Genomic DNA, 26,622 nt, shown 5'->3' with positions numbered 1-26,622 from the left:
CCCAGGCGAAAAACGGATTCGGAGCTGCCCTTGTCCAAGATCATGCCCCCCGCTCACCCATTCGATACGTCCTGGCTGCGCGACTGCGACAGCGAGGACAAGCTGCGGGAGGAATGCGGCGTGTTCGGCGTGATCAACGTCGCCGAGGCCGCAAGCTTTGTCGCGCTGGGGCTGCACGCGCTGCAACATCGCGGACAGGAGGCCGGCGGCATCGTCTGCCACGACGCCGAGCAGGGCTTCAACAGCGCCCGCCGCTTCGGCTATGTGCGCGACAACTTCACCAAGCAGAGCGTGATGGAAACCCTGCCCGGCCCGATCGCGGTGGGGCATGTGCGGTATTCCACCACCGGGGGCAAGGCGCCCCAGATCCGCGACGTACAGCCCTTCTTCGGCGAATTCGCAATGGGCGGCGCGGCGATCGCGCATAACGGCAACATCACCAACGCCGACGCGCTGCGCCGCGAACTGATCGAGCGCGGCAGCATCTTCCAGTCGAGCTCGGACAGCGAATGCATCATCCACTTGATGGCGCGGTCGCTGCAACGCACCATCCCCGACCGGATGGAGGACGCGCTGCGCCGGGTCGAGGGGGCGTTTTCCGTGGTCGCCATGACGCGCACCAAGCTGATCGGCGTGCGCGACCCTCTGGGCGTGCGCCCGCTGGTGCTGGGACAGATCGGCGAAGGCTGGGTGCTGAGTTCGGAAACCTGCGCGCTTGACATCATCGGGGCGAAATACGTCCGCGAGGTCTCGCCGGGCGAGATGGTGGTCATCACCGCCGACGGGGTCGAGAGCCGCTATCCCTTCCGCCCGCAGAAATCGCGTTTCTGCATCTTCGAGCATGTCTATTTCAGCCGCCCCGATTCGATCATCGGCGGGCGGTCGGTCTACGAGACGCGCCGCCAGATCGGGGTCGAGCTGGCGCGCGAAGCGCCGGTGGAGGCCGATCTCGTCTGTCCGGTGCCGGATTCGGGCACGCCGGCGGCGATCGGGTTCGCCCACGAATCGGGCATCCCCTACAGCATGGGCATCGTGCGCAACCAGTACATGGGCCGCACCTTCATCGAGCCGACCGAACAGATCCGCAACATGGGCGTGCGGCTCAAGCTCAACGTCAACCGCGCGCTGATCGAGGGCAAGCGCGTGATCCTCGTGGACGACAGCGTGGTGCGCGGCACCACCAGCCGCAAGATCCGCGAGATGATCCTCGAGGCCGGCGCCGCCGAGGTGCATTTCCGCATCGCGTCCCCGCCAACCGCCTGGCCCTGCTTCTACGGCGTCGACACCCCCCAGCGCGAAAAGCTGCTGGCCGCGACCATGTCCGAGGAGGAGATGCGCGAGCATCTGAACGTGGACAGCCTGAAATTCATCTCGCTCGACGGGCTTTACCGCGCGGTGGGCGAGGCCGAGGGGCGCAACGTCGCCTGCCCGCAATATTGTGACGCCTGTTTCTCGGGCGAATACCCCGTCGAACCTTCGGACCAGATCGAGAAGGGATTCGAGCTGAAGGCCGCGGAGTAGCGCGCCTTCAACTCTCCGCCGGTCACGTTTGCGCGACATGCGCGGCGCGCCGCCGGCCCTTCGCCGCGATGCGGCATGTTCCAGCCGGTCCCCACCACCCCCCTTTCCAACCCGCTTTGCGGGGGCGTATTGCGCGCGGCGCAACACTCTTGGAGAGGAAGAGAATCGTGACGGATTTCAGCGATACCACCGAAACGCCGGCCAACACCGAGCGCGCCGCGACGCAGGAGGCCGCGCTGCCCCGGGGAATCGTGCTTGTGGGCACCGTGACGGGCCAGAACAGCGCCCGCGCGCTCATCCGGCTGAGCGACGGAGAGGTCGTGCGCGTCGGGCCCGGCGACCAGGTGGGCGGACGCACCGTGGCCGCCATCGACCAAGGCCGGATGATTCTGATGAAGAACGGCCGCACCGCGAGCATGGTGATCCCGGGCGTCTGACCACCGGGCTGCGCTTTGCGCTTGATTTGCGCGGCGAGGGGTGGGAAGGCACGGCCCATGACACAAGATGCCGCAAACCGCCCCTCCCCGCCGCGCGTCGCGCTCGTCACCGGCGCGTCGCGCGGGCTTGGCGCGGCGCTGGCCGAGGAGCTGGCGCCGAACTATCACATCGTCGCGGTGGCGCGCACCACCGGCGCGCTCGAGGAACTGGACGACCGGATCCAGGCGGCGGGCTACAGCGCCACGCTGGCGCCGATGGACATCACCAACTCCGACGCGATGGCGCAGCTCTGCCGGTCGATCCATGACCGCTGGGGGGCGCTTGCGCTCTGGGCGCACACGGCGGTGCATGCCGCGCCGCTCAGCCCCGCGATGCATATCGACGCGCGCGACTGGAACCGTTCGGTCGCGACCAACGTCACCGCGACCGGGCAGCTCATTCCGTTCATCGCGCCTCTGCTGGGCACGGATGGCCGGGCGCTCTTTTTCGAGGATCCGCGCGCGGGCGACAAGTTCTTCGGCGCTTACGGCGCGACCAAGGCGGCGCAGATCGCGCTGGCCCGCTCATGGGCCGCAGAGACGGTGCGCACCGGCCCGCACGTGCACATCCTAGGGCCCGCGCCCATGCCCACCGCGACCCGCGGCCGGTTCTTCCCCGGCGAGGACCGCGACGCGCTCATCCCGTCGCGCGACGAGGCGCGCCGCCTGCTGGGCCTGCTGGGCTGAAAAACCAAGCCGCGCGCGCCGCCCGGCGCTTGCCCGCCTGCGCCGCGCCGGTTACACAGTTGAAACGCAGCCAGGAGCGGTTTTTTGCGCATTCTCATCACCAATGACGACGGCATCGACGCGCCCGGCCTGAAGGTCCTGGACGAGATCGCGACCGCGCTCGCCGGGGAAACCGGCGAGGTCTGGACCGTCGCCCCCGCGTTCGAGCAATCCGGCGTCGCGCACGCCATCTCCTACACCCAGCCGATGATGGTCAGCCGGCTGGAGGAACGCCGTTTCGCCGTGCAGGGCAGCCCGGCGGATTGCGTGCTGGCGGGGCTGCACGACATCATGCTGGACGCGCGCCCCGATCTCGTGCTTTCGGGCGTCAACCGGGGCAACAACGCGGCCGAGAACGCGGTCTATTCCGGCACGCTGGGCGCGGCGATGGAGGCGGCGTTGCAGGGCGTGCCGGCGATCGCGCTCAGCCAGTATTACGGCCCCGGCAACCGCGACATGGACGACCCGTTCGACGCCGCGCGCGCGCACGGGCGGGACACGGTGCAACGCCTGCTGGACAAGGGTGCCTGGACGCGGGGCGGCTACGACATCTTCTACAACGTGAACTTTCCGCCGGTCGCGGCCGCGCGGGTCAAGGGGCTGCGCGCGGCGCCGCAGGGGCTGCGCAGCGACATGGGGTTCGGCGTGCAGCCGCACACCTCTCCGTCGGGGCGCAGGTTCCTGTGGATCACCGGCGCGCCGCAGACCCAGCCCACCCATGAGGGCACCGACGCGGACTGGAACCTCAAGGATTACATCTCGGTCACGCCGATGCGCGCGGACCTGACCGCCCACGACATGCTGGAGGCGCTGAAAGCCATCGAATGACCGGCCCGGACGACACCGCGGAACGCAAGATGCAGTTTCTCTATGCGCTGCGCTCCAAGGGCGTGACCGATCAGCGCGTGCTGAGCGCGATGGAGCGGGTCGATCGCGGCCCCTTCATCCGCGGCTATTTCTCGGACCGCGCCTACGAGGACATGCCGCTGCCCATCGCGTGCGGCCAGACCATCAGCCAGCCCTCGGTCGTGGGACTGATGACGCAGGCGCTGAAGCTGAGCCCGCGGGACAAGGTGCTCGAGGTCGGAACCGGCAGCGGCTACCAGGCGGCGATCCTCGCGCAGCTGGTGCGGCGGGTCTACACCATCGACCGGCATCGCCGGCTGGTGCAGGAAGCAAGCCGGATCTTCCGCGAACTCGATCTCACCAACATCACAGCACTCACCGCCGACGGCAGCTTCGGCCTGCCCGACCAGGCGCCGTTCGACCGCATCCTGGTGACGGCGGCGGCCGAGGACCCGCCCGGACCGCTCTTGGCGCAATTGAAAATCGACGGTATCATGGTGCTGCCGGTAGGCCAGTCGGACGCCGTTCAGAGCCTGATACGGGTGACGCGGCGCGAGACGGGGTTCGAGTATGACGAGTTGCTGCCGGTCCGGTTCGTCCCTCTTGTCGAGGGGCTGGGGCGGGACACGGCGTAGGATACAGGATTTCAGACAAGCCCCGGCGCACATGGGGCGGATGACGAGGACATGATCGAGATGCGTTTTCCAGGGCGACCAGCACTCCTCTTGGCCGGTGTGGCCAGTTTCGCGCTTGCGGCTTGCGGGGAGGGTCCGCTCGACCTCGACCTGCGCGGCGGGATCGGCGGCGGGCTCGACACCGCGCAGGCTGCGCGCACGCCCACCGCGGCGCGGCCCGACCCCGACAGCCGCGGCATCATCTCATACCCCGGCTACCAGGTCGCGGTGGCGCGGCGCGGCGACACGCTCGCCAGCCTCGCGGCGCGGATTGGGGCCGACGCGAACGAGCTGGGCCGCTACAACGGCATCCAGACCGACGACATGCTGCGCAAGGGCGAGGTGATCGCCCTGCCCCGCCGCGTGGCCGAACCCGCCGGCGGCCCGATCAAGCCCGAGGGCGTGGATATCGCCGCCGTCGCCGACAACGCGATCCGCAAGGCCGACAAGAACAGCATCAAGACCAGCACGCTCGACCCCGCGCAGAGCGGCGCGGAACCCGTGCGCCACAAGGTCGAGCGCGGCGAGACCGCCTATACCATCGCGCGGCTTTACAACGTGTCGATCCGCAGCCTCGCCGACTGGAACGGGCTGGGCGCGGATTTCAAGGTGCGCGAAGGACAATACCTGCTGATCCCCGTCGCCAGGCCCGGCGAGCCCGAACAGGGATTTGACAGCGCCGAGGCGCCGCGCACCGAACCGCCCGGCGCCGGATCGCCCACCCCCGAGCCGCCAAGCGCCGACAAGCCGCTGCCCGAGGATGACACGGTCGCCAGCGCCTCGACGCCCAAGGCGAAGATGACCGACGCGCCCGACCTCAGCAAGTCGCAGACCGCGAGCAGCGCGCCCAAGGCCCGGATGGGCTATCCGGTGCGCGGCGACATCATCCGCCCCTATTCCAAGGGCAAGAACGACGGCATCGACATCGCCGCCACCCCCGGCGCGCCGATCAAGGCCGCCGACAACGGCGCCGTGGCCGCGATCACCAAGGACACCGGCGGCACGCCGATCATCGTCCTGCGCCACGCCAACAACCTGCTGACCGTCTATTCCAACGTCGAGAACGTCACGGTCAAGACCGGCGACAAGGTGAGCCGCGGCGACACGATCGCCAAGGCGCGCAGCAAGGGACCGTCGGCGGTGCATTTCGAGGTGCGCGACGGGTTCGAGAGCCTCGACCCGGCGCCCTACCTGACCGAGTGACCGCACGCCGGCGGCTCCGGAAACCCCGGAAAGCCGGCGCGCCTTAACCCTTTCTTCAGCCGCGCGCGCGATCACTCGGGCGATGGAGATCGCGTTCCGCCCGCCCGACCGTTCCGCCGCAGTGAGCGGCGCGGCGATGCAGCAGCATCCGCATTACGCCGCGGCGCTGGCCCGGCTGGGCTGCGAGTCGCGTGTCGCGGAGTTCCGTGAGGGCGGCGCGCGGATCGGGCGGGCGCAGATCGTGCTGCGCCGGATCGGCCCGCTGCGCGTCGCCTGGCTGCCGCGCGGCCCGGTCTGGAGCGCACCACCCCCCGATCCCGCCGCCGCGCTTCGCGCGCTGATCCGCGCGACGCCGCTGCGCGCGCTCTGGGCGGTCGCGGCGGACCGGCCCGCGCCTGCGCGCGGCCTGCGCGCGGCGCGGGGGCAATGCGTGGCAGAGCTGGAGATTAGCGCCGACAGCGCAACGCGCCGCGCGGCGCTGCACGGCAAATGGCGTAACCGGCTAACGCGGGCCGAGAACGCCGGGCTCGAGGTCGTCGCGCGCCCCCTCGCCCTGCCCCGCGACGACGCGCTGCTCGGGCGCGAAGTGGCGCAGCGGCGCACGCGCGGCTACGGCGCGCTGCCGCCCGCCTTCACCGCTGCCTGGCGCGCCGCCAACCCCGGACAGGCGCAGATGTTCGAGGCGCGCGCGAATGGCGAGGTGATCGCCTTCGTTCTCGTGCTGCTGCACGCGCCGGGGGCCACCTACCATGTCGGCTGGACCGGCGCACGGGGCCGGGCGCTCAACGCGCATAACCTGCTGATCTGGCGCGCCTCCGAGTGGCTGGCCGCGCGGGGGTTCGCGCGGCTCGACCTCGGGCTGGCGGACGCGGCGCGCGCGCCTGGCCTTGCGCGGTTCAAGACGGGCTGCGGCGCGCGGCTTTGCATGACCGGCGCGACGATGCTGCATGCCGGGTTGTGACGCCGCTGCCGCGCGCGCGCGATTCGCCGCTTTGCCTCTGGTCATTCGCGCCTTCCGCGTATAGGGCGCAGGAAAAACCACAGGACACACCCGCCAATGGACCTTCGCAATATCGCGATCATCGCCCATGTCGACCACGGCAAGACCACGCTGGTCGACGAGCTTCTGAAACAATCCGGCGCCTTTCGGCAGAACCAGGCGGTGGACGAACGCGCGATGGACAACGACGATATCGAGCGTGAGCGCGGCATCACCATCTTCGCCAAGCCCACCTCGGTGGTCTGGAAGGACACGCGCATCAACATCGTCGACACCCCCGGCCACGCCGATTTCGGCGGCGAGGTGGAGCGCATCCTGAGCATGGTCGACGGCGTCGTGCTGCTGGTCGACGCCGCCGAGGGACCGATGCCCCAGACCAAGTTCGTCACGTCCAAGGCGCTCGCGCTCGGGCTGCGCCCGATCGTCGTGCTCAACAAGGTGGACAAACCCGACGCCGAAGCCGACCGGGCGCTCGACGAGTGTTTCGATCTCTTCGCCTCGCTCGACGCAGACGACGACCAGCTCGATTTCCCGCACATGTACGCCTCGGGGCGCTCGGGCTGGGCGGATCATCACCTCGACGGGCCGCGCAAGGATCTCTCCGCGCTTTTCGACCTTATCGTGAACCATGTCCCCGCGCCCCGCCAGATCCGGCGGATCGACGAGGATTTCCGCATGCTGGCGACCACGCTCGGTTCAGACCCCTTCGTGGGGCGCCTGCTGACGGGGCGGGTCGAATCGGGGCGGCTGCGGGTCGGCGCGACGGTGCAGGCGCTGAGCCGCGTCGGCCAGAAGATCGAACAGTTCCGCGTGACCCGTATCCAGGCGTTTCGCGGCCTCGCCACACAGGACATCGAAGAGGCGCAGGCGGGCGACATCGTCAGCATCGCGGGCATGTCCAAGGCCACCGTCGCCGACACGATCTGCGCGCTTGCCGTCGATGAGCCGCTTGCCGCGCAGCCCATCGACCCGCCGACGATCACCGTCACCTTCGGCATCAACGACAGCCCGCTTGCGGGGCGCGACGGCAAGAAGGTGCAAAGCCGCGTGATCCGCGACCGCCTGCTCAAGGAGGCGGAATCGAACGTCGCGATCAAGGTGACCGACACCCCCGGCGGCGAGGCGTTCGAGGTCGCGGGCCGCGGCGAGTTGCAGATGGGCGTGCTGATCGAGAACATGCGCCGCGAAGGGTTCGAACTCAGCATTAGCCGCCCGCAGGTGGTGCTGCGCGAGGGCGAGGACGGCGCGCGGCTGGAGCCGATCGAGGAAGTCACGATCGACGTCGACGACGAATATTCCGGCGCCGTGATCGAGAAGCTGACCGGTGCGCGCAAGGGCGAGTTGACCGAGATGAAACCCGCCGGCGCGGGCAAGACGCGGATCATCGCGCATGTGCCGTCGCGCGGGCTGATCGGCTATCATGGCGAGTTTCTCACCGATACGCGCGGCACCGGCGTGCTGAACCGGGTGTTTCACGGCTGGGCGTCGCACAAGGGCGCGATTCCGGGGCGCCGCGCCGGCGTGCTCATCTCGATGGAGAACGGCGAGGCGGTGGCCTACGCGCTGTGGAACCTGGAGGATCGCGGACGGATGTTCGTCAATCCGCAGGACAAGGTCTATACCGGCATGATCATCGGCGAACACAGCCGCGATAACGATCTCGAGGTGAACCCGCTCAAGGGCAAGAAGCTCACCAACGTGCGCGCCAGCGGCTCGGACGAAGCCGTGCGCCTGACCCCGCCGGTCGAGATGAGCCTCGAACAGGCGATCGCCTATATCAATGACGATGAACTGGTCGAGGTCACGCCGAACGCGATCCGTCTGCGCAAACGCCACCTTGACCCGCACGAGCGCAAGCGGATGTCCAAGAACGCCTGAACCGCCGCGCCCACAGGGCGGCGCGGCCGGGTGTTACTTCCGCTTCTTGCAGCCCACTTCGCGCATCACGATGTGTTCGGGTTCGACCAGGCGCTTGTTCTCGCGGTAGACGGCCGGGTATTCGACCAGGTAGACCAGCCCGCCCTTGCGCAGGTAATGCTGCGACGCCTTGGACACGAGCACCTTGGTCACGTGGTATTTCGCCGGGATCGTGACCTCCTTGTAGCAGGCCAGGATACGGGCGTTGGGATCCAGCTTGGCGACTGACTGGCTCGCCTGCGCGGCGGATGTCCCGGCCATCAGGGCCAGCACCGCCGTCAGAAATGTCTTGGACATGGGCATTCTGCTCTCTCCTTCATGCCTCGATCACTTGCGAGGGTGGCGGCGCAATGCGGCGGAATTGGGAAAGCAGTGTGGTCGTTGCGGGGCCCGCAGCCCGAGCGGCCCCGCATCGAGACGCGCCGGGCAGCCCGCGCATCTCGAGAAGCCGGCGCGGCGCTTACCGGCAGGCCGCCTTGCGCAACAGGTAGTGACCGGGGGTCTTGACGTGGCGGGTTTCCTTGTAGACCGCTGGGTAGTGCATCTGGACCATCTGGCCGTTGCGATGCACCCACTTCGTCTTGGCGGGGAATTCGAGATGCTTGCTGGTGCTGTAGGTGGCGGGCACCCAGACCTTGTCATAGCAGGCCACGGCCTGACCCTTCCAGGCCAGCGCGGGGGTTGCGGCAGCGGCCAGGGCGACAATCGCCCCCATCATAATCGTCTTCATTTCTCTTCTCCATGTTGTGGTAACATGAAGATGTTACAAAAAGTGATCGCGGCGCGGCGACGGCAAATACCGCAGTCAGGAGGGGCCAGAACGGTAAACGGCGAAATTCAGACGAAACCAGCCAAACTGTGGCTATCGCGCAATAGTTTTGCCGCGAAGCGGGTAAGTATTTGAATTCTAACTGTCTTCCAAGTTGAAACAATCAATGGTCAAGACGCCCGCAGCGTCAGTTTGCGAAACAGTCCGCGGCGCGGAGTGATTCGCGAAAACGCGGCAAGCGGCTCGATTCCCATCACTGACGGCCCCCAAATGTGCGCGCGAGAGGCGAGAATCGGCAGATCGCACCCTTGCGAGGGACGCGGGACCGTCCCGCATCACTCGTCGGTTTCGACCGCCATCAGTTCGCGTTCGGAAGCGTCGCGCGCGTGGCTCAGCGCCTCCTGGTATTCGGGCGAGTTGTAACAGGCTTCGGCAGCCTCGAGGCTCGGGAACCGGGCGACCACGTTGCGCGGGCGGGCCTTGCCCTCGAACTGCACGTAGCGTCCGCCGCGGGCGATGAAATGGCCGCCATGCTTGGCGATGGCCGGCCCAGCGAGCGCGGCGTAGCGGCCGTAGGCCTCTTCGTCGGTGACGGTCACGTGGCCTATCCAGAGTGCGGGCATGATCTATCCTTTCAGCAGGGTTTTCGCGGCGGCGATCGCGGCCTCGGCGCGTCCGGCGTCGGGGCCGCCGCCCTGCGCCATGTCGGGGCGTCCACCACCGCCCTTGCCGCCAAGTTCCGCCACCGCCGCGCGCACGAGGTCGACGGCCGAGACGCGCTCGGTCAGATCCGGGGTGACGCCCGCGGCGACGGCGGCCTTGCCGCCCGTGTCCGCGATCAGCAGCACCGCGCCGCGGTCAAGCCGCGCCTTATGCTCATCGATGAGCGCGGGCAGATCCTTGCCGGACACGCCGCTCAACACCTGCGCGAGGAAGGGCACGCCGCCCACGTCCTCGGGCGCGGCGCCTCCGCCCTGCCCCGCGCCGCCGGCGAGCGCCAGCTCGCGCCGCAACTGCGCCACCTCGTTGGCGAGCGCCCTGCGCTCGTCCATGAGCGCGCGCACGCGGCCCGGCGCCTCTTCGGGCTGCGCCTTGAGGTCGAGCGCGATCGCGCCCATGCGCCGGGCCTGCGCGCCCAGATGCCGCAGCGCCGCCGCCCCGGTCAGCGCCTCGATCCGGCGCACGCCCGCGCTTGAGGCCGTGTCGTTCAAGAGCGTGAAAAGGCCGATATCCCCGGTGCGCCGCACATGCGTGCCGCCGCAAAGCTCGATCGAGTAGGTCCGTCCGTCCGCGCCCTTGCCCGAACCATCCTGCGCGCCCATCGACACGACGCGCACCTCGTCGCCGTATTTCTCGCCAAAGAGCGCCTGCGCGCCCAGGTCGCGGGCGGCGTCGGGCGGCATGATGCGCGTCTCGACGGCGGCGTTCTGGCGGATGAAGGCGTTGACCTCGTCCTCGACCTGCTGGAGTTCGTCCGGGGTCAGCGCCTTGGCGTGGCTGAAGTCGAAGCGCAGCCGGTCGGCGTCGTTGAGGCTGCCGCGCTGCGCCACGTGATCGCCGAGCGCGCGGCGCAGCGCCTCGTGCAGCAGATGCGTCGCCGAATGGTTGGCGCGGATCGCGGTGCGCCGCGCGTGATCGACCTCGAGCACGGCGGCGTCGCCCGCGTTCAGCGCGCCTTCCGTCACTTCGGCCACATGGATGAAGACGCCGGCCACCTTGCGCGTATCCTTGATCCGGGCGCGTGCGCCGTCGGTGCGCAGCACGCCGCTGTCGCCGACCTGCCCGCCGGCCTCGGCGTAGAACGGCGTCTGGTTGAGCACGATCTGCACCTCGTCGCCCGTCTTCGCGGAGGACACCGTCGCCCCGTCGCGCACGAGCGCGAGGATCTCGCCTTCGGCGCTCTCGGTGTCGTAGCCGAGGAAGTCGGTCGCGCCGTGGCGCTCGGCGAGGTCGAACCACACGCCCTGATCCGCCGCTTCGCCGGAACCTGCCCAGGCGGCGCGCGCCTTGGCCTTCTGCTCTGCCATGGCGCTGTCGAACCCTTCGGTGTCGACGCCGCGCCCCTTCTCGCGCAGCGCGTCCTGCGTGAGATCGAGCGGAAAGCCGAAGGTGTCATAGAGTTTGAACGCCGTCTCGCCCGGCAGATCGGCGCCGGCCGGCAGGTCGTCGAGCGCCGCGTCAAGCAGGTTCAGCCCGCGGTCGAGCGTCTGACGAAAGCGCGTCTCCTCGAGCTTCAACGTCTCCTCGATCAGCGGCTGCGCGCGGCCGAGTTCGCTGAACGCCTGGCCCATCTGCGCCACCAGCGCGGGGACCAAGCGATACATCACCGGATCCTTCGCGCCCAGAAGGTGCGCGTGGCGCATGGCGCGGCGCATGATCCGGCGCAGCACGTAGCCGCGCCCCTCGTTCGAGGGCATCACCCCGTCCGCGATCAGGAAGGAAGTTGAGCGCAGATGGTCCGCGATCACCCGGTGATGCACGTTGCCGGGCCCGTCCGCATCACTGTTGGTGACATGCGCGCTGGCCTCGATCAGGGCGCGCATGAGATCCGTGTCGTAGTTGTCGTGCTTGCCCTGCAACAGCGCGCCGATCCGCTCAAGCCCCATGCCGGTGTCGATCGACTGCATGTCGAGGTCGCGCATCGTGCCGTCGCTGAGCCGCTCGTTCTGCATGAAGACGAGGTTCCAGATCTCGATGAAGCGATCGCCGTCCTCCTCGGCGCTGCCTGGCGGGCCGCCCCAGATGCCGGGTCCGTGGTCGTAGAATACCTCCGAACACGGGCCGCAGGGGCCGGTCGCGCCCATCGACCAGAAGTTGTCATCCGAGGCGATGCGGATGATCCGCTCGTCCGGGAGGCCGGCCACCTTCTTCCAGATCGCCGCCGCCTCGTCGTCGGTATGAAAGACGGTGACGAGAAGCCGGGAGGCGTCAAGCCCGAAATCGCGGGTCAGCAACTCCCAGGCGAGGCGGATCGCCTCGTCCTTGAAATAGTCGCCAAAGCTGAAATTCCCCAGCATTTCAAAGAAGGTATGATGGCGCGCGGTATAGCCGACATTATCAAGATCGTTATGCTTGCCGCCCGCGCGCACGCATTTCTGGCTGGTGGTTGCGCGGGTGTAGTCGCGATGCTCGACCCCGGTGAAAAGGTTCTTGAACTGCACCATGCCCGAGTTGGTGAACATCAGGGTCGGGTCGTTGCGCGGCACGAGCGGAGAGCTTTCGACAACGCGGTGGTCGTTGCGTTCGAAGAAATCGAGGAAGGTCGAGCGGATTTCGTTTAGCGTCGGCATGGCGGTGTCTTTCGGCGTGGCGCGTGAGGCCTCCCGTCTAGCCGCCTGCGCCCGCCCTGTCCACCGCAAGTGAAGGCCCGGCATGCGGCGTGCATCCGGGCCTCCCGATTCGCCTGGTGGCGGGGCGTTACGCCTCGAGTATGTCGCTGTCGCCGGAGGATCCTTCCGGCATGTCGAAGTCGAGCCCGTGGGCCGCGCGGATCTTGTCCTCGATCTCGAGCGCGGTGCTGCCGTTCTCCTTGAGGAAGGTCTTGGCGTTCTCGCGCCCCTGCCCGATCCGTTCGTCCCCGTAGCTGAACCAGCTGCCGGATTTCTCGACCACGCCGGCCTTCACGCCGAGGTCGAGCAATTCGCCCATCTTCGAGATCCCTTCGCCATACATGATGTCGAACTCGACCTGCTTGAAGGGCGGCGCGACCTTGTTCTTGACCACCTTGACGCGGGTGGCGTTGCCGACCACCTCGTCGCGGTCCTTGAGCGCGCCGATGCGCCGGATGTCGAGCCGCACGGAGCTGTAGAACTTGAGCGCGTTGCCGCCCGTCGTCGTCTCGGGGCTGCCGAACATGACGCCGATCTTCATGCGGATCTGGTTGATGAAGATCACCGTGCACTTGGTGCGGTTGATCGAGCCGGTGAGCTTGCGCATCGCCTGGCTCATCAGACGGGCGTGCACGCCGACGCTGCTGTCGCCCATGTCCCCCTCGAGCTCGGACTTCGGGGTAAGGGCGGCGACCGAATCGACCACCACCATGCTGACGGCGCCCGAGCGCACCAGCGTGTCGACAATCTCGAGCGCCTGCTCACCCGTGTCGGGCTGCGAGATCAGCAATTCATCGAGATCCACGCCCAGCTTCCTGGCGTATTGCGGATCGAGCGCGTGTTCGGCGTCGACGAAGGCGCAAACCCCGCCCTTCTTCTGTTCCTCGGCGACGCAATGCAGCGTCAGCGTCGTCTTGCCCGAGCTTTCGGGTCCGTAAATCTCGACCACCCGGCCCTTGGGCAACCCGCCGATGCCGAGCGCGATGTCGAGCCCGAGCGAGCCGGTCGAGGTCGCCTCGATGTCCTGGATGGCGTTGTCGCCGCCCAGTTTCATGATCGAGCCCTTGCCGAACTGCCGTTCGATCTGCGCCAGCGCGCTGTCGAGCGCCTTCTGCTTGTCCGCGCTTTTCTTGCTGTCCATGCTGAGTAAATCTGCCGTTGCCATTCCAGTTGCCATCCTTATTCCATACCCTGCCATGCGCGACAATCGCCGCTTTCGTTCACTTCTTGTTCTCCTCTACATGCAGACAAAATGAGAACATTTCAAGACGATTGTTCATATCGCCACTTTTTCGCAAATGCGTTAAAGAGTAGTTTACGCGCGAAAACGAGCTTGCCGGACGGGGATCGCGCGAAGATATGTTGGTGTTTTCCAAGCAGAAACTGGTGTTCCTGTCAGTCCCCAAGACCGGCACGACCGCCTGGCAGGCCGCCCTTGGAGACAAGGCGTCGATGATCATCGCCGATCCGCCCGAGCTCAAACATTCGCCGGTGTTTCGCTACAATCGCTTCTTTCGCCCCGCGCTCGAGAAGTTCATCGGCGGAAATCTGACGGTCATGGCGGTCATGCGAGAGCCAATCAGCTGGCTGGGAAGCTGGTATCGCTATCGCCAGCGGCCGTTTCTCGACGGGCGCGCCAACAGCACCGCCGGAATCGATTTCGACGCGTTCGTGCGGGACTACATGCGCGGCCAGACGCCCGCCCACGCCAATGTCGGCGCCCAGTCCAAGTTTCTCGAGCCGACCCGCAACGGCACGGCGGTCACGCATCTCTTCCGCTACGAGGACCAGGCGGGACTCCTCGGCTTTCTCGAGGAGCGCCTCGGCTGCCGCATCGAGGTGGAGCGGCGCAACGCCTCCGCCGCTGAGCCGCTTGCGCTGGAGCCGGACACGGAGGAGCGGCTGCGGCGCAAGTTCGCCCCCGACTTCGCGCTGTGGGAGGGCATCGGCCCCGCGGGCCGCTACCGCCCGATACCGCGCGCGTCGCTCTGAAGCGCGGGTCAGCCCGGCGCCGCGTCGCCCCCGGCGAACTTGGCCACGCGCGCGCCTGACTTGGCCGAGGTGACGACGCCCAACGATTTCAGCTTGCGGTGCAGGGCGCTGCGCTCCATGCCGACGAATTCGGCCGTGCGGCTGATATTGCCGCCGAACCGGTTGATCTGCGTCAGCAGGTATTCGCGCTCGAACGCCTCGCGGGCCTCGCGCAGCGGCAGGGTCGCGAGCGAGCCGGACAGCACCACCCGTCCGCTTTCCGGGGCGCTCGGCGCTTCGCCGGGCAGTTCCTGCGCCTCGATCTCGCCGCCGCTGTCGCCAAGGATCAGCACGCGCTCGATCATGTTGCGCAACTGGCGCACGTTGCCGGGCCAGGGCATGGTCTGGAGCAATGCGTTCGCCTCCGCGCTCAGCTTGCGCAGGGGCAGGCCCTGGGTCTTGTGCAGCATCTCGATGAAGTATTCGGCCAGCAGCGGGATGTCGTCGCGCCGCTCCTCGAGCGATGGCACATTGATCGGCACCACGTTGAGACGATGATAGAGCTCCCGGCGGAACCGCTCTGCGGCGATTTCGGCCTCGAGGTCGCGGCTGGTGGAGCTGATGACGCGCAGATCGACCTGTACCTTGTCGGCGCCGCCCACCCGCAGGAACTGCTGATCGACCAGCACGCGCAGGATCTTGGATTGGGTGCCGGGCGGCATGTCGGCCACCTCGTCGAAATAGATCACGCCGCCATTGGCCTCTTCGAGCAGGCCGGGTTCGACGCCGCGCTCCTCGCTCTCGCGCCCGAAGAGCACTTCCTCCATGCGCCCGGCCTCGATCGAGGCGCAGCCGACGGTGACGAAGGGGCCGCCCGCGCGGTTCGAATTGACGTGAATGTAGCGCGCCGCCAGTTCCTTGCCGCTGCCCGCCGGGCCGGACAGCATCACCCGCCCGTTCGAGCGCGTGACCTTGTCGAGCTGCCCCACCAGCGCGCGGAACACGCTGCTTTCGCCCATCATCTCGGCCGGGCCGGTTTCGCGGCGCTTGAGGCTCTGGTTCTCGCGGCGCAGGCGGCTGGTCTCCATGCCGCGCCGGATCACCACCATCAACTGGTCGATGTTGAACGGCTTTTCGATGAAGTCATAGGCGCCCTGCTTGATCGCCGCGACCGCGATCTCGATATTGCCATGCCCCGAGATGATGACGACCGGCACCTCCGGATAATCGCGCTTCACGGCCTTCAGGATGTCGATCCCGTCCATGTTGCTGTCCTTGAGCCAGATATCGAGGATCAGCAGCGCCGGCGGCTCTTCGGCCACGGCGGCCATCGCGTCGTCCGAATTGCCCGCGAGCCGCGTCTCGAAGCCCTCGTCCTCGAGGATATCCGAGATCAGTTCGCGGATATCGCGTTCGTCGTCTACGATCAGAATATCGCTCATTTCCTGTTCCTACCCCGCCTCTCTGATGGTGTCCGGCGCCGCTTCCGCCTGCGCCAGTTCCAGCGTGATCACCGCCATCGCGCCCACATGCGCGCCCTTGGTGAATGGTTCGGCATCCGACAGCGTCAACTGGCCGCCATGCTCCTCGATGATCTTCTTGACAATGGGCAGGCCAAGTCCCGTGCCCTTGTCGCGCGTGGTCACGTAGGGTTCGAACAGCCGCGAGCGGTCCTCGGGCAACCCGACGCCGTTATCCGCGATGCGGATTTCCGCGCGCGTCCCGATGGCGGCGCAGCCAATCCGGATGGTGGGCGCGAACCCTTCGGGCGCGCGGCCGTTTTCCCGTAGTGTTTCCGTGGCTTCCCCGGCGTTCTTGATAAGGTTCGTCAGCGCCTGGCTGATCATCGTCGCGTCCACGTCCACCCAGAGCGGATCGTCCGTGATCTCGGTCTCGAAGCGCACATCGGGCTGGCCCGCCTCCTGAAGCGTCACCGCTTCGCGTAACAGCCGCGTGAGGCTCTCGGGCTTGCGCTCGGGTTCGGGCATCCGCGCGAACTTCGAGAATTCGTCGACGATGCGGCGCAGGTCGTCGGTCTGGCGCACGATCACGCCGGTCAGCTGCGCCAGCGCCTCGGCGTCCTTCTCGCCCAAAAGCTTCGAGAACTTGCGCTGGGTGCGCTCTGCGCTGAGCTTGATCGGGGTGAGCGGGTTCTTGATTTCATGCGCGATGCGGCGCGCGACGTCGCCCCAGGCGGCCATGCGCTGCGCACTGACGAGGTCGGTCACGTCGTCGAAGGCCACGACATAGCCCTCGCGCTTGCCCGCGTCGGTCCGCCGGGTCGAGATCCGCACTAACAGGTGTTCCTGCGCGCCGCCGCGGGTGACGCGCACCTCTTCCTGCACGAAGCCGGTCGGGTTGCGCCGCAGCCGCTGGAAGATCTCGGCGAATTCCGGCACCGCGACGCTGAGATCGACCGATTGGCGGTCCTCCTGCCAGTCGAGCAGCCGCTCCGCCGCGCGGTTGACGAAGGTGACGCGCCCCTTCGCATCCAGTCCCACCACCCCCGAGGACACCGACCCCAGCACCGAATCAAAGAGGCGGCGGCGGCGCTCGATCTGTTCGGTATTGGTCAGGAGCCGCGCGCGCTGCGCCTTCAGCTGGCGGGTCATCTGGTTGAAATAGGTGGAAAGCTGCGCGATCTCGTCGTTGCCCTCCTCCTCGCGCACCTGGGTGTCGAGATCGCCCTCGCCCACACGCTGCGCCGCGCTGGTGAGCCGGCCCACGGGCCGCGCCAGCCGTTCGGCGAACCACAGGCCCAGCCAGACCGAGGCGAGGATCAGGATCACCGCGAAGCCGAGATAGAGCAGCCCGAATTCGAACAGCACGCGGCCGCGCTCGCTCTCGCGTTGCTGGTAGAAGACGGCCGTTTCCTTGGTGTCGTCCAGCAGGTCGAGAATGTCGCCATCGACGTTGCGGCTCACGTAGAGGAAACGGTCGGGGATGGTGCGCAGCGGCATCAGGGCGCGGAATTCGTCATTGTCCCAGTCCTGGATGACGATCACGCCTTCCTCCAGCGACTGCTGGATCTGTTCGCGCGTCGGTTCCTCGTAGTCGAAGAGGTAGGAGCTCTGCCCGCGCGCGCGGATCTCGCCGGTGCCGTCGATCACGAAAGCCTCGCGCAGCCCGCGCTGGATTTCGCGCTGGCCTTCGCTCAGCACCTTGCGGATGTCGCCATCGTCGAGGAACACGGTCGCGCGCTTGGTCGCGTCGATGATCGAGGCCAGCACGCGCGCGTCGGTGATGAGGTCGCGGCGGTGCTCTTCCTCATAGGCCTCGGCGGCGGCGACCGAGTTGCTGACCACCCGCCCGACGCGGTCCGAGAACCACGCCTCGAGCCCCATGTTGACCGACAGCGTGGCGAAGACGGCCACCATCACCGTCGGCAGCAACGCCATGATCGCGAAAACGCCGGTGAGCCGCAGGTGCAGCCGCGAACCGGCCGACTGGTTGCGCCGCGCGGCGATCATCTGCACGACCCGTTGCAGCACGAGCGCGGCAATCACGATCACGTAGATCAGGTCGGCCAGCAGGACGATGCGCAGCGCCTTGGAATGCGCGCCCTGGTCGAGCGGCCCCATCACGAGGAAGGTGAGCAGCGCCAGCAGCGGCCCCAGCACCACGAGGCCGAAGGTCATGACCGTCTGCAACCGCCGCCAGCGGCGCAGGCGCGCGATCCGCTCCCAGGTAAATCTGCGCGCCTTGGCGACCACTGCTCCCCCCAAAACTTGCCGCACGATGCGTGCCGACCCACAACATGCTGCGGCGTTGCGGGATCATTGCCCCTTTTGCGCCACAGCATGTTGCCGTTTTACATCAACTTGCGGCGGCGTGTCACGCGAATATCCAGATCGCTCATCTTCTTGCGCAGGGTATTGCGGTTCATGCCCAGAAGCTCGGCGCATTTCGCCTGGTTTCCGCCGGTGGCGTCGAGCGCGATCTCGATCAGGGGCAGTTCCACTTCGCGCAGGATTCGCCCGTAAAGCCCGGCGGCGGGCGGCATCCCGTCATGCAGATCGAAATACCGCCTGAGATGCTGCGCCACGGTTTCCGACAGGGTCTCGCCGTCATTCGGCGCGCGCGCGGGGGGGCGCTCTGTCGGCAGGGGCGCGATGTCGTCGCAACCGATCTCCTCGGCGCGGGCGTTCATCGCCGCGCGGCGCACGGTGTTCTCGAGCTCGCGTACGTTGCCGGGCCAGTTCCGTGCGCGCAACATGTCCAGCGCGGCGTCTGACATGCGCCGCTTGGGCAGGCCGTCGGCAGCCGCCCGTCCCAGGAAATGCGCGATGAGCAGCGGGATGTCGTCGCGCCGCGCGCGCAGCGGCGGCATGTCGAGCAGCGCCCCGCTCAGGCGATGGTAAAGATCGTCGCGCACCCGTTCCGGCGCGTCGAACCGGCCGGTGGCGATGAAGCGCGGGGCGGCCTCGATCGGCACCTCCATCATCCGCACGATATGACCCTGCGCGTCCGCGTCGAACTCCGCCACTTCTTCGAGCAGGACGGCGCCGCCGCCCGCGCGCGCCAGGACCCGCGCCGACGCTTCGGCGTCACGCAGATCAAGCGGGGTCACGGCGACGAAGGGCAGCGCGCGGCGGTCCGACAGGTCGTGCAGCGCCCGCGCGATCAGCGATTTTCCGGTTCCCGACTCCCCGGTGATGAGCAGCGGCATATCCGCGTTCACCACCTGCGCAGCCAGGCGATACACCTGCTGCATCGCCTCGCTGCGCCCGATCAGCGGCAGTTCCTCGGGCCGCTCGGTCGCGGGCGCGGCGCGGGCGCCGGGCGCGCGCCGCGCGTCGAGCGCGCGGGCCACCCGCTTCATCAGGTCCGGCAGGTCGAACGGCTTGGGCAGGTAGTCGAAGGCGTCGACCTCGGCGGCGCGGATCGCGGTCATGATCGTGTTCTGCGCCGAGATCACGATCACCGGCAGGCCGGGGCGCTTGTCCGCGATCGCCGGCAGCATCTCGAGCCCGTTGCCGTCGGGCATCGCCACGTCGGATATCACCGCGTCGCCCAGCCCCTCGCCGACCCAGCGCATCAGAGTGGTCAGCGACGAGGTCGCGTGCACCCGGCACCCCGCCCGCGTCAGCGCCTGCGTCAACACCGTGCGGATCGTGCGGTCGTCATCCGCGACGAGAACCGTGCCGTCCATCAGACCTCCTCCGCCTCATCGGGCCGCGCGCGCGGCAGGGAAATGCGGAACATCGTGTCGCCGGGGGCCGAGGCGACGGTGATCCAGCCGCCCTGCCCCGCGACGATCTTGGCCGCGAGCGCGAGGCCGAGCCCGGCGCCGTTCTCGCGCCCGGACACGAAGGGGTCGAACACGTCCTCGGCAATGTCGGGCGGCAGGCCGGGCCCGTCGTCGATCACCTCGATCTGGAGCGGCAGGGCGCGCGCCGCCCCGCGCATCCGCAGCGAATGGTCGTAATGGGTGCGCAAGCGGATCGCGCCTTTCCGGCCGCCCGCCGCCTCGGCCGCGTTGCGCAGCAGGTTCTGCAACACCTGCAAGAGCTGGTCCGCATCGCCAAGCGCGGGCGGCAGCGAGGGGTCGTAATCCTCGGTAATGGTCATGTGCGCGGCAAAGCCAACCTGCGCCGAGCGGCGCGCGCGGTCCAGCACGTCATGGATGTTGAACGCGGCGCGGCGGGGCGGGGCGAGGTTGCCGAATTCCTCGACCCGTTCCAGCAGCGTCACGATCCGCCGGCTTTCGGCGACGATGAGATCGGTGAGCTCGCGATCCTCGGCCCCGAGCCCCATCGACAGCAGTTGCGCCGCGCCGGTGATCCCGGCCAGCGGGTTCTTGATCTCGTGGGCGAGCATCTCGGCCATGCCGATGGCCGAACGCGCCGCCGCATGGGCGGAATGGCCCTGCGTGAGCCGCCCGGCCAGTTCGCGCGGGGACAGGAGCATCACCATATGCCCCGCGCTGCCCGCCAGCGGCGCGACCTGGACGTTGCATTGCAGCGACGCGCGAGTCGCGGCGCCCACCTTCACGTCGTTGACGAAGAGCGGCGCGTCCTGAGCGCGCGCCCGCCCGACCGCGTCGTCAAGCGGCGAATCAAAGCTCAGCGCCTCCCAGAGCGACGCCCCGGCCAGCGTGCGCGCCGAGGCGTTGAGGAATCCTTCGGCCGCCGGGTTGAGCCGCGCGATGACGTCCCGCGGGTCGAGGATCAGCGCCGGGACAGGCAGCGAGGTCCAGATCGCATCCCCGGGCGCCGTCATGCCGCGAGTCCTTGCGCGGAGCCAAGCGCGCCGGGCAGCAGCGCGAGCACCTCTGCGGGGCTTTGGCTCGTCAGGATGCGGCGGCGCAGCGCGGGGGGCGCGCCCTCAAGATACCAGCCGAGATGCTTGCGCGCGACGCGCAGGCCAAGGTCGGCGCCGTAAAATCTCAGCATCGCTTCGTAATGCGCCGCCGCCATGTCAGCGAAGGCCGCCCCCTGCGGAATATCCGGCGCCGGCGCGCCCCAGAGCGCGTGCGCGACCTCGGCCAGCCGCCAGGGGCGCCCCTGCGCGCCGCGCCCGATCATTACCCCGTCGGCGCCCGACAGTTCGAGCGCGCGCCGCGCGCTCGCCACATCAATGATATCGCCATTGGCGACGACCGGGATACGCACCGCTTCTTTCACCGCGCGGATCGCGGCCCAATCGGCGCGCCCCTTGTAGAACTGGCAGCGCGTGCGTCCGTGGATGGTGATCATCCTGATTCCGGCGCTCTCGGCCCGGCGCGCGAGGTCCGGCGCGTTCAGCAGCGCGTCGTCCCAGCCCAGCCGCGTCTTGAGCGTGACCGGAACGCTGACAGCGTCGACAACCGCCTCGATCAGCGTCAGCGCGTGGTCGAGATCCTTCATCAGGGCCGAGCCGGCCGCGCCGGCGCCGCCCGCGCTCGTCACCCGCTTGGCCGGGCAGCCCATGTTGATGTCGATCAGCCGCGCGCCATTCGCCTCGACCATGCGGGCGGCCTCGGCCATCCAATACGCCTCGCGCCCGGCGAGTTGCACGGCGCTCGCCTCGACGCCATAGCCCAGCTCGGCCTTGGCGCGCATGTCGGGCTTGGCCTGCACCATCTCCTGGCTCGCGATCATCTCGCTCACCACGAGGCCGGCGCCAAACCGCGCCACGAGAGTGCGGAACGGCAGGTCGGTGATCCCCGCCAGCGGCGCCAGCAGGACCGGCGGCCAGAGCGTGATATCCCCGAGTGTCAGTTGCAATTCGCCCCCCGTGCAGCACGCACCTTCTACGCAGAACCGTTGCGCGGCGCAACGAATCCCGTCGCTCATGGTCATTGCCCGCCCCGGCGCGCCGCGCTATCAGGCGGCATGACCCACGCCGCCGCCATCATCGTCGCCGCCGGGCGCGGCCTGCGCGCCGGCGGGCCGGTCCCGAAGCAATGGCGCCCGCTCGCCGGGCGGCGGGTCATCGACTGGACGCTCGAGCGGTTCGCGATCCATCCGCGCGTCGGCCGCATCGTGCTGGTGCTGCATCCCGACGACCTCGCCGCCTGGCCCGAACAGCCGGGGATCGAGACGGTGGCGGGCGGCGACAGCCGGAGCGCGTCGGTGCGCAACGGTCTCGACCACCTCGCCGGGTCGGACGTGGCAAATGTTCTCATCCACGACGTCGCGCGGCCCTGCCTGTCCGAGGCCCTGATCGACGCCGTGCTCGACGCGCTCATCACCCGTCCCGCGGCGGCCCCGGCGCTGCCGGTGACAGATGCGCTCTGGCGCGGGCGCGACGGGCGGGTCGCGGGCGCGCAGGACCGCGCGGGGCTATATCGCGCGCAGACGCCCCAGGGCTTTGATCTCAAGGCGATCCTCGCCGCCCACCGCGCCCATCCCGGCCCCGCCGACGATGACGTGGCCATCGCGCGGGCCGCCGGGCTTGACGTGTCGATCGTGCCGGGCGAAGAGTCCAACCTCAAGATCACGCACGCGCCGGATTTCGCCCGCGCGGAGCGAATCCTGCGAGCAGGAGGACCGGCGCAGAAGATGGATATCCGCATCGGCAACGGCTATGACGTCCACCGTTTCGGCCCCGGCGATCACGTCATGCTGTGCGGCGTTGCCGTGCCGCATCACCGCGGATTGCAGGGCCATTCGGACGCCGATGTGGGGCTGCACGCGCTCACGGACGCGATCTACGGCGCGCTGGCCGAGGGTGATATCGGCCGCCATTTCCCACCGAGCGAGGCCGAATGGAAGGGTGCAGCGAGCGATATCTTTCTGCGTCACGCGGTCGAGCTTGCGGCGTCCAAAGGGTTTGAGATCAGCAACTTGGACCTCACCCTTGTCTGCGAACGCCCAAAGATCGGCCCCTATGCCACAGCCATGCGCGAGTCGGTCGCGCTCATCACCGGCGTCGCGCCCGAGCGGGTCTCGGTCAAGGCCACGACCTCTGAACGGCTCGGCTTTACCGGGCGCGAGGAAGGCATCGCCGCAATCGCCACCGCCGCGCTGGTGAAGCCATGAGGCTCTGGAGCATGATCGCGACGGTCGGCGGCGCGGGCCACATGCGGCCCGCGCCGGGCACGTGGGGGTCTTTCGTGGCGCTGCCGATGGCGTGGTTGCTGCACGTGATCGGCGGGCCCTGGCTCCTTATTATTTTTATAATTGTCGCCTTTATCAGCGGCCTGCTGGCCACAGCGAATGTCACGCGCGGTCAGGCGGATCACGATCCCTCGTTCGTGGTGATCGACGAGGTGGTCGGCCAGTGGATCGCGCTCCTGCCGCTTTCCATCGGGGCGGCCCATGCGGGTGCGGCGATCACCGCGCTCTGGCCCGGCTGGATCGCCGCCTTCGTCCTGTTTCGCCTGTTCGACATCATCAAGCCCGGCCCCGTCGGCTGGGCCGACCGGCGCGGCGACGTGTTGGGCGTGATGCTCGACGATGTGATCGCGGGGGCGTTCGCCGCGATCGGCGTGGCCGCATTGGCCGCGCTCAGCCACGGGGTGCTGGGGATATGAGCGCCGCCGCCGCGCTCGATGCGGCGCGCGCGGCGGGGTTGCGCATCGCCACCGCCGAAAGCTGCACCGGCGGCATGGTGGCCGCCGCGCTCACGGCGATTCCCGGCAGCTCTGACGTGGTTGAATGTGGCTTTGTAACCTACTCCAACGACGCGAAAATCCGGATGCTCGGCGTATCTTCCGAAACGCTCAAGGCGCATGGGGCGGTCTCCGAAGAGGTCGCGCGGGAAATGGCGCGCGGCGCCTGCGCCAGGTCCGGCGCGCGGGTCGCGGTGTCGATCACCGGCATCGCCGGCCCCGGCGGGTCGGAACACAAGCCCGAGGGCCGCGTCTGTTTCGGCATCATCCGCCCCGATGGCGCGGTGCAATGCGAAACGCGCGAGTTCGGCGCAATCGGGCGCGACGCGGTGCGCGCAGGCGCGACCGAACACGCACTCGCCCTGCTCCTACGGGTAGTCCGATCCTAACCGTAAAGCTCTTTCGCGCGCGCCTCGAAGGCGCGCACGATGCGCTGCATCGCTTCAAAGAAAAACAGCCCTGCCGCCTTTTGCAACAGGTAGTTGCGGAACTCGAAATCGACCTGAAACGCCACTTCGCACCCGTCGCCTTCGTCCTTGAACGCCCAGTTGGACACCATGCGCTTGAACGGCCCGTCGAGGTATTCGGTGTCGATCTTGCGCGCCTCGGGCCAGAGCACGACGCGGCTGGTGAAGCGTTCGCGGAAGAGCTTGAAACTGATGACCAGATCGGCGGTCATCACCTTGCTCCCGTCCTCCTGCGGCTCGACCGAGCGCACGCGCGCGGCCGAGGTCCAGGGCAGGAACTCGGGGTAACGCGCCACGTCGGCCACCAGGTCGTACATCTGCTGCGCGGTGTAGGGCAGATGGCGGGTTTCGGAATGGCTCGGCACGGGCGCCTCGGTTTTCGCGTGACAGGGTGCCGCTTTGTCATAGACTGTGCCGGGAAATTCAAGGGGGCCGCATGAGCGAACGCAGCTACGAGATCGACCAGATGATTTCCGCCAAGGCCATCGCCGCGCGGATCGAGGCGCTCGCCAACGAGATCGAGGAGGAGTTCGCCGATACCGGCAAGCTCGTCGTCGTCGGCCTGCTGCGCGGCTCCTTTGTGTTCATCGCCGATCTGGTGCGCGAGATCGAGCTGCCCATCGAGGTCGATTTCGTCGAAACCTCGTCATATGGCAACGCCATGCAGAGCAGCCGGGAAGTGCGCATTCTCAAGGACTTGCGCGGCGACATTCAGGGGCGTGACGTACTCGTGGTCGAGGATATCGTCGACACCGGTCACACGCTCGCCCATGTCATCACCCTGCTGCAAAGCCGCCAGCCGCGCAAGCTGCGCACGATCGCGCTTCTGGACAAACCCTCGCGCCGCGAAGCGCCGATCAAGGCGGACTGGACCGGGTTCGAGATCCCGGATGAATTCGTTGTCGGCTACGGCATCGACTACGCCCAGAGGAACCGCAACCTGCCCTATATCGGCAAGGTGCGGTTCACCGAAGGGTGAACTCGCGCTGGCTCGTGCGGATGGCGCGGTGGGCGCATAACCCGCCCAGTGCGGAGCGGGTGAAGTTCGTTCTCGCCATCATCGCCGTCTGCATCGCGCTTGCCGCGTACGAGCATTTCTTCGGCTGGCCCGAGGCATTGACGCCCGAACGCAGCCTTCAACGCGGCTACAAGTCCGGGGGATGAGGGAAAGTGGCGCGGTTGACGGGGCTCGAACCCGCGACCTCCGGCGTGACAGGCCGGCACTCTAACCAACTGAGCTACAACCGCGCGTGAGGGGTGGATTAGGCCAAGCGCGCGGGCAGGTCAATGGCCTTGGGCACAGATAATCGCGGGCGATGCGCGTTTTTTCGGCGCGGGCGGCATGACGCGCCTTCCCTGTTCACGGTTCTGGCTGAAATGCAGCGGTGGCGCGGTTGACGGGGCTCGAACCCGCGACCTCCGGCGTGACAGGCCGGCACTCTAACCAACTGAGCTACAACCGCCCACTGCACGCCGCTTGCGCGGCGTCCGCCCCCTTTAGTCGCGCCGCGCGGCGGCGTCAAGCGCGGGGTTCGGGGCTTAACCCACCTGCGCCCGGATGCAGGGAGGCGGGGCATGCTTCGCGAATTGCGGAAAAGGCAGTCGTTTGCGTGGTGGGTGATGAGAGACTCGAACTCCCGACATCTTCGGTGTAAACGAAGCGCTCTACCAACTGAGCTAATCACCCCTGACGCGCCTCTTAGCGGCGCTTTGCGCGCGGCGCAAGTGGCCGGCGCCTGTCGGCATGGGGGCGGCGCGCCGGCCCGATCCGCGCCGAATCCATGCGCTTCGCTTGACATCCCGCGCGCGCTCCCCTTTAGGTCCGACATCCTGCAGGCGCGCGACGGCATGATCGGCGGCATTCATGAAGAGAAGACTGAGACAGTTCAAGAGCAGCGCGAAGGCCACCGCGCGGTTCATGCGGCAATCCTCGCTTACGCGCGCACAGGTGCGCGATGCGCTGCGGCTGTTGACGCCCTATGACACCGGCCACCCTCTCGTCCGGATCGGAGATCCGGGCGATGGCGGCTACCTGCTGCCGGACGACCTTGACGGGCTGGTCGGCAGTTACTCGCCCGGCGTTTCGGACGTTCTGACCTTTGATCTCGACATCATGAACCGCGGCGTTCCGACCTTCATGGCCGATGCGTCCGTCGACGGGCTGGCACAGGGCCATCCGCTGGCGCATTTCGACAAGCTGTTCCTCGGCGGGAAAACCGGGGGCGATGTGATTTCGCTGGATGACTGGGTCGCACGGCACGGGCCGGACACCGGCGATCTGCTGCTCCAGATGGATATCGAGGGGGCCGAATACGAAACCCTGCACCACGCCAGCGACGCGACGCTGGAACGCTTTCGGGTCGTCGTGGTGGAGTTCCACAGCTTCAATCGGATCACCGAGCCCGAGATCTTTCCACTCTATTCCGAGGTTCTGGAAAAGTTGCACCGGCATTTCGCGGTCGTGCACCTTCATCCCAACAACTGCCTGCCGCCGGTCAACGTGGCCGGGATCCGGCTGCCGCCGGTATTCGAGGCGACGTTCCTGCGCCGCGATCGTGTCAGCGACGCCACCCCGCGGAAGAACTTTCCCCATGAACTGGACTCGCGCAACGTGGCCGACACCAAGGATTTCACGATGCCGCGTTTCTGGTCCGGCTAAGGCGTTTCGCGTTTGATGCGCGCGACA

Annotated in this window: 26 protein-coding genes and 3 tRNA genes; 15 read left to right on the top strand and 14 right to left on the bottom strand. The window is 67.9% G+C overall.

The features are described from left to right. The first annotated feature begins 42 nt into the window (after positions 1-42). From purF to typA, 8 genes are all read left to right on the top strand, one after another. Positions 43-1,521, top strand: a complete 1,479-nt coding sequence (gene purF, locus D6850_RS10215; RefSeq protein ID WP_121166932.1) for an amidophosphoribosyltransferase — start codon at positions 43-45, stop codon at positions 1,519-1,521. Between the two features lie 167 nt (positions 1,522-1,688). Next, complete coding sequence (locus D6850_RS10210) at positions 1,689-1,958, top strand: hypothetical protein (protein ID WP_121166431.1); 270 nt, start codon at positions 1,689-1,691, stop codon at positions 1,956-1,958. Between the two features lie 57 nt (positions 1,959-2,015). Then, positions 2,016-2,684, top strand: coding sequence for an SDR family NAD(P)-dependent oxidoreductase (locus D6850_RS10205; RefSeq protein ID WP_121166429.1), 669 nt, complete (start codon positions 2,016-2,018; stop codon positions 2,682-2,684). Between the two features lie 84 nt (positions 2,685-2,768). After that, positions 2,769-3,551, top strand: coding sequence for a 5'/3'-nucleotidase SurE (gene surE, locus D6850_RS10200; protein ID WP_121166427.1), 783 nt, complete (start codon positions 2,769-2,771; stop codon positions 3,549-3,551). Next, positions 3,548-4,204 (top strand): protein-L-isoaspartate(D-aspartate) O-methyltransferase, encoded by a 657-nt coding sequence (locus tag D6850_RS10195; RefSeq protein WP_121166425.1) that lies wholly within the window; start codon positions 3,548-3,550, stop codon positions 4,202-4,204. The genes surE and D6850_RS10195 overlap by 4 nt, the downstream gene beginning before the upstream one ends. Positions 4,205-4,255: 51 nt before the next feature. Beyond that, positions 4,256-5,446, top strand: a complete 1,191-nt coding sequence (locus D6850_RS10190) for a peptidoglycan DD-metalloendopeptidase family protein (protein WP_121166423.1) — start codon at positions 4,256-4,258, stop codon at positions 5,444-5,446. 82 nt (positions 5,447-5,528) lie between these two features. After that, a complete protein-coding gene (locus D6850_RS10185; protein WP_121166420.1) occupies positions 5,529-6,407 on the top strand; it encodes a GNAT family N-acetyltransferase in 879 nt (292 codons plus the stop codon). A gap of 96 nt (positions 6,408-6,503) precedes the next feature. Beyond that, positions 6,504-8,324 carry a translational GTPase TypA gene (typA, locus tag D6850_RS10180; RefSeq protein WP_121166418.1) on the top strand — a complete coding sequence of 607 codons (1,821 nt, stop codon included), beginning with the start codon at positions 6,504-6,506 and terminating at the stop codon, positions 8,322-8,324. Positions 8,325-8,357: 33 nt separating this feature from the next. Here the strand turns inward: typA and D6850_RS10175 are convergent, their stop codons facing one another. The 5 genes from D6850_RS10175 to recA form a co-directional block, all read right to left on the bottom strand. Next, complete coding sequence (locus D6850_RS10175) at positions 8,358-8,660, bottom strand: hypothetical protein (protein ID WP_147438888.1); 303 nt, start codon at positions 8,658-8,660, stop codon at positions 8,358-8,360. A 163-nt stretch (positions 8,661-8,823) separates the two neighbouring features. Further along, entirely contained in the window at positions 8,824-9,093 is a 270-nt protein-coding gene (locus D6850_RS10170) for a hypothetical protein (protein ID WP_121166414.1), read from the bottom strand. Positions 9,094-9,467: 374 nt separating this feature from the next. Next, positions 9,468-9,755, bottom strand: coding sequence for a DUF1330 domain-containing protein (locus D6850_RS10165; RefSeq protein ID WP_121166412.1), 288 nt, complete (start codon positions 9,753-9,755; stop codon positions 9,468-9,470). A 3-nt stretch (positions 9,756-9,758) separates the two neighbouring features. Continuing rightward, entirely contained in the window at positions 9,759-12,422 is a 2,664-nt protein-coding gene (gene alaS, locus D6850_RS10160) for an alanine--tRNA ligase (RefSeq protein ID WP_121166410.1), read from the bottom strand. Positions 12,423-12,549: 127 nt separating this feature from the next. After that, a complete protein-coding gene (gene recA / locus D6850_RS10155; protein WP_121166408.1) occupies positions 12,550-13,626 on the bottom strand; it encodes a recombinase RecA in 1,077 nt (358 codons plus the stop codon). A 194-nt stretch (positions 13,627-13,820) separates the two neighbouring features. Between recA and D6850_RS10150 the strand changes: the two genes are divergently transcribed. Further along, positions 13,821-14,453 (top strand): gamma-glutamyl kinase, encoded by a 633-nt coding sequence (locus D6850_RS10150; RefSeq protein ID WP_121166406.1) that lies wholly within the window; start codon positions 13,821-13,823, stop codon positions 14,451-14,453. A gap of 8 nt (positions 14,454-14,461) precedes the next feature. Here D6850_RS10150 and ntrX read toward each other — a convergent pair whose 3' ends face one another. The 5 genes from ntrX to dusB all read right to left on the bottom strand — a co-directional run bounded on the left by ntrX (position 14,462) and on the right by dusB (position 21,715). Next, the gene (gene ntrX / locus D6850_RS10145; protein ID WP_121166404.1) at positions 14,462-15,874 is read right to left on the bottom strand and encodes a nitrogen assimilation response regulator NtrX; all 1,413 of its coding nucleotides are present in this window, start codon (positions 15,872-15,874) and stop codon (positions 14,462-14,464) included. Positions 15,875-15,883: 9 nt separating this feature from the next. Continuing rightward, positions 15,884-18,070, bottom strand: a complete 2,187-nt coding sequence (locus D6850_RS10140) for a sensor histidine kinase NtrY-like (RefSeq protein WP_121166930.1) — start codon at positions 18,068-18,070, stop codon at positions 15,884-15,886. A 173-nt stretch (positions 18,071-18,243) separates the two neighbouring features. Next, entirely contained in the window at positions 18,244-19,584 is a 1,341-nt protein-coding gene (locus tag D6850_RS10135) for a response regulator (protein ID WP_121166402.1), read from the bottom strand. Then, the gene (locus D6850_RS10130; protein ID WP_121166400.1) at positions 19,584-20,654 is read right to left on the bottom strand and encodes a two-component system sensor histidine kinase NtrB; all 1,071 of its coding nucleotides are present in this window, start codon (positions 20,652-20,654) and stop codon (positions 19,584-19,586) included. Before D6850_RS10130 ends, D6850_RS10135 begins: the two co-directional genes overlap by 1 nt. Then, positions 20,651-21,715, bottom strand: a complete 1,065-nt coding sequence (gene dusB / locus D6850_RS10125) for a tRNA dihydrouridine synthase DusB (RefSeq protein ID WP_245964148.1) — start codon at positions 21,713-21,715, stop codon at positions 20,651-20,653. Before dusB ends, D6850_RS10130 begins: the two co-directional genes overlap by 4 nt. A gap of 33 nt (positions 21,716-21,748) precedes the next feature. On the opposite strand from dusB, the gene D6850_RS10120 reads away from it, so the two are divergent. From D6850_RS10120 to D6850_RS10110, 3 genes are read left to right on the top strand one after another with little or no spacing between them, the layout of a single operon-like run. Beyond that, positions 21,749-22,897 carry a bifunctional 2-C-methyl-D-erythritol 4-phosphate cytidylyltransferase/2-C-methyl-D-erythritol 2,4-cyclodiphosphate synthase gene (locus tag D6850_RS10120; RefSeq protein WP_121166398.1) on the top strand — a complete coding sequence of 383 codons (1,149 nt, stop codon included), beginning with the start codon at positions 21,749-21,751 and terminating at the stop codon, positions 22,895-22,897. Beyond that, a complete protein-coding gene (locus tag D6850_RS10115; RefSeq protein ID WP_121166396.1) occupies positions 22,894-23,391 on the top strand; it encodes a phosphatidylglycerophosphatase A family protein in 498 nt (165 codons plus the stop codon). Before D6850_RS10120 ends, D6850_RS10115 begins: the two co-directional genes overlap by 4 nt. Next, entirely contained in the window at positions 23,388-23,858 is a 471-nt protein-coding gene (locus tag D6850_RS10110) for a CinA family protein (RefSeq protein WP_121166394.1), read from the top strand. The genes D6850_RS10115 and D6850_RS10110 overlap by 4 nt, the downstream gene beginning before the upstream one ends. On the opposite strand, the gene D6850_RS10105 is transcribed toward D6850_RS10110, so the two are convergent. Continuing rightward, positions 23,855-24,301, bottom strand: a complete 447-nt coding sequence (locus D6850_RS10105) for a type II toxin-antitoxin system RatA family toxin (protein WP_121166391.1) — start codon at positions 24,299-24,301, stop codon at positions 23,855-23,857. The two genes, D6850_RS10110 and D6850_RS10105, sit on opposite strands and share 4 nt — an antisense overlap. Before the next feature lie 71 nt (positions 24,302-24,372). On the opposite strand from D6850_RS10105, the gene hpt reads away from it, so the two are divergent. Next, positions 24,373-24,915, top strand: coding sequence for a hypoxanthine phosphoribosyltransferase (gene hpt / locus D6850_RS10100; protein WP_121166389.1), 543 nt, complete (start codon positions 24,373-24,375; stop codon positions 24,913-24,915). Next, positions 24,912-25,100, top strand: coding sequence for a hypothetical protein (locus D6850_RS10095; RefSeq protein ID WP_121166387.1), 189 nt, complete (start codon positions 24,912-24,914; stop codon positions 25,098-25,100). Before hpt ends, D6850_RS10095 begins: the two co-directional genes overlap by 4 nt. A gap of 7 nt (positions 25,101-25,107) precedes the next feature. Here the strand turns inward: D6850_RS10095 and D6850_RS10090 are convergent. From D6850_RS10090 to D6850_RS10080, 3 genes are all read right to left on the bottom strand, one after another. Next, positions 25,108-25,184 (bottom strand) — tRNA-Asp (locus D6850_RS10090). A 138-nt stretch (positions 25,185-25,322) separates the two neighbouring features. After that, positions 25,323-25,399, bottom strand: a tRNA-Asp gene (locus tag D6850_RS10085). A 148-nt stretch (positions 25,400-25,547) separates the two neighbouring features. Beyond that, a tRNA-Val gene (locus D6850_RS10080) sits at positions 25,548-25,623 on the bottom strand. Between the two features lie 177 nt (positions 25,624-25,800). Here D6850_RS10080 and D6850_RS10075 point away from each other — a divergent pair. Beyond that, positions 25,801-26,595 (top strand): FkbM family methyltransferase, encoded by a 795-nt coding sequence (locus D6850_RS10075; protein ID WP_121166385.1) that lies wholly within the window; start codon positions 25,801-25,803, stop codon positions 26,593-26,595. Positions 26,596-26,622 lie beyond the last annotated feature (27 nt).

Origin of the sequence: Roseovarius spongiae, assembly GCF_003651245.1 — a bacterium.
GTDB classification, from domain to species: Bacteria; Pseudomonadota; Alphaproteobacteria; order Rhodobacterales; family Rhodobacteraceae; genus Roseovarius; species Roseovarius spongiae.
Note: the sequence above shows the minus strand (reverse complement) of the source record. Positions and strands in the feature narration are given on the sequence as shown.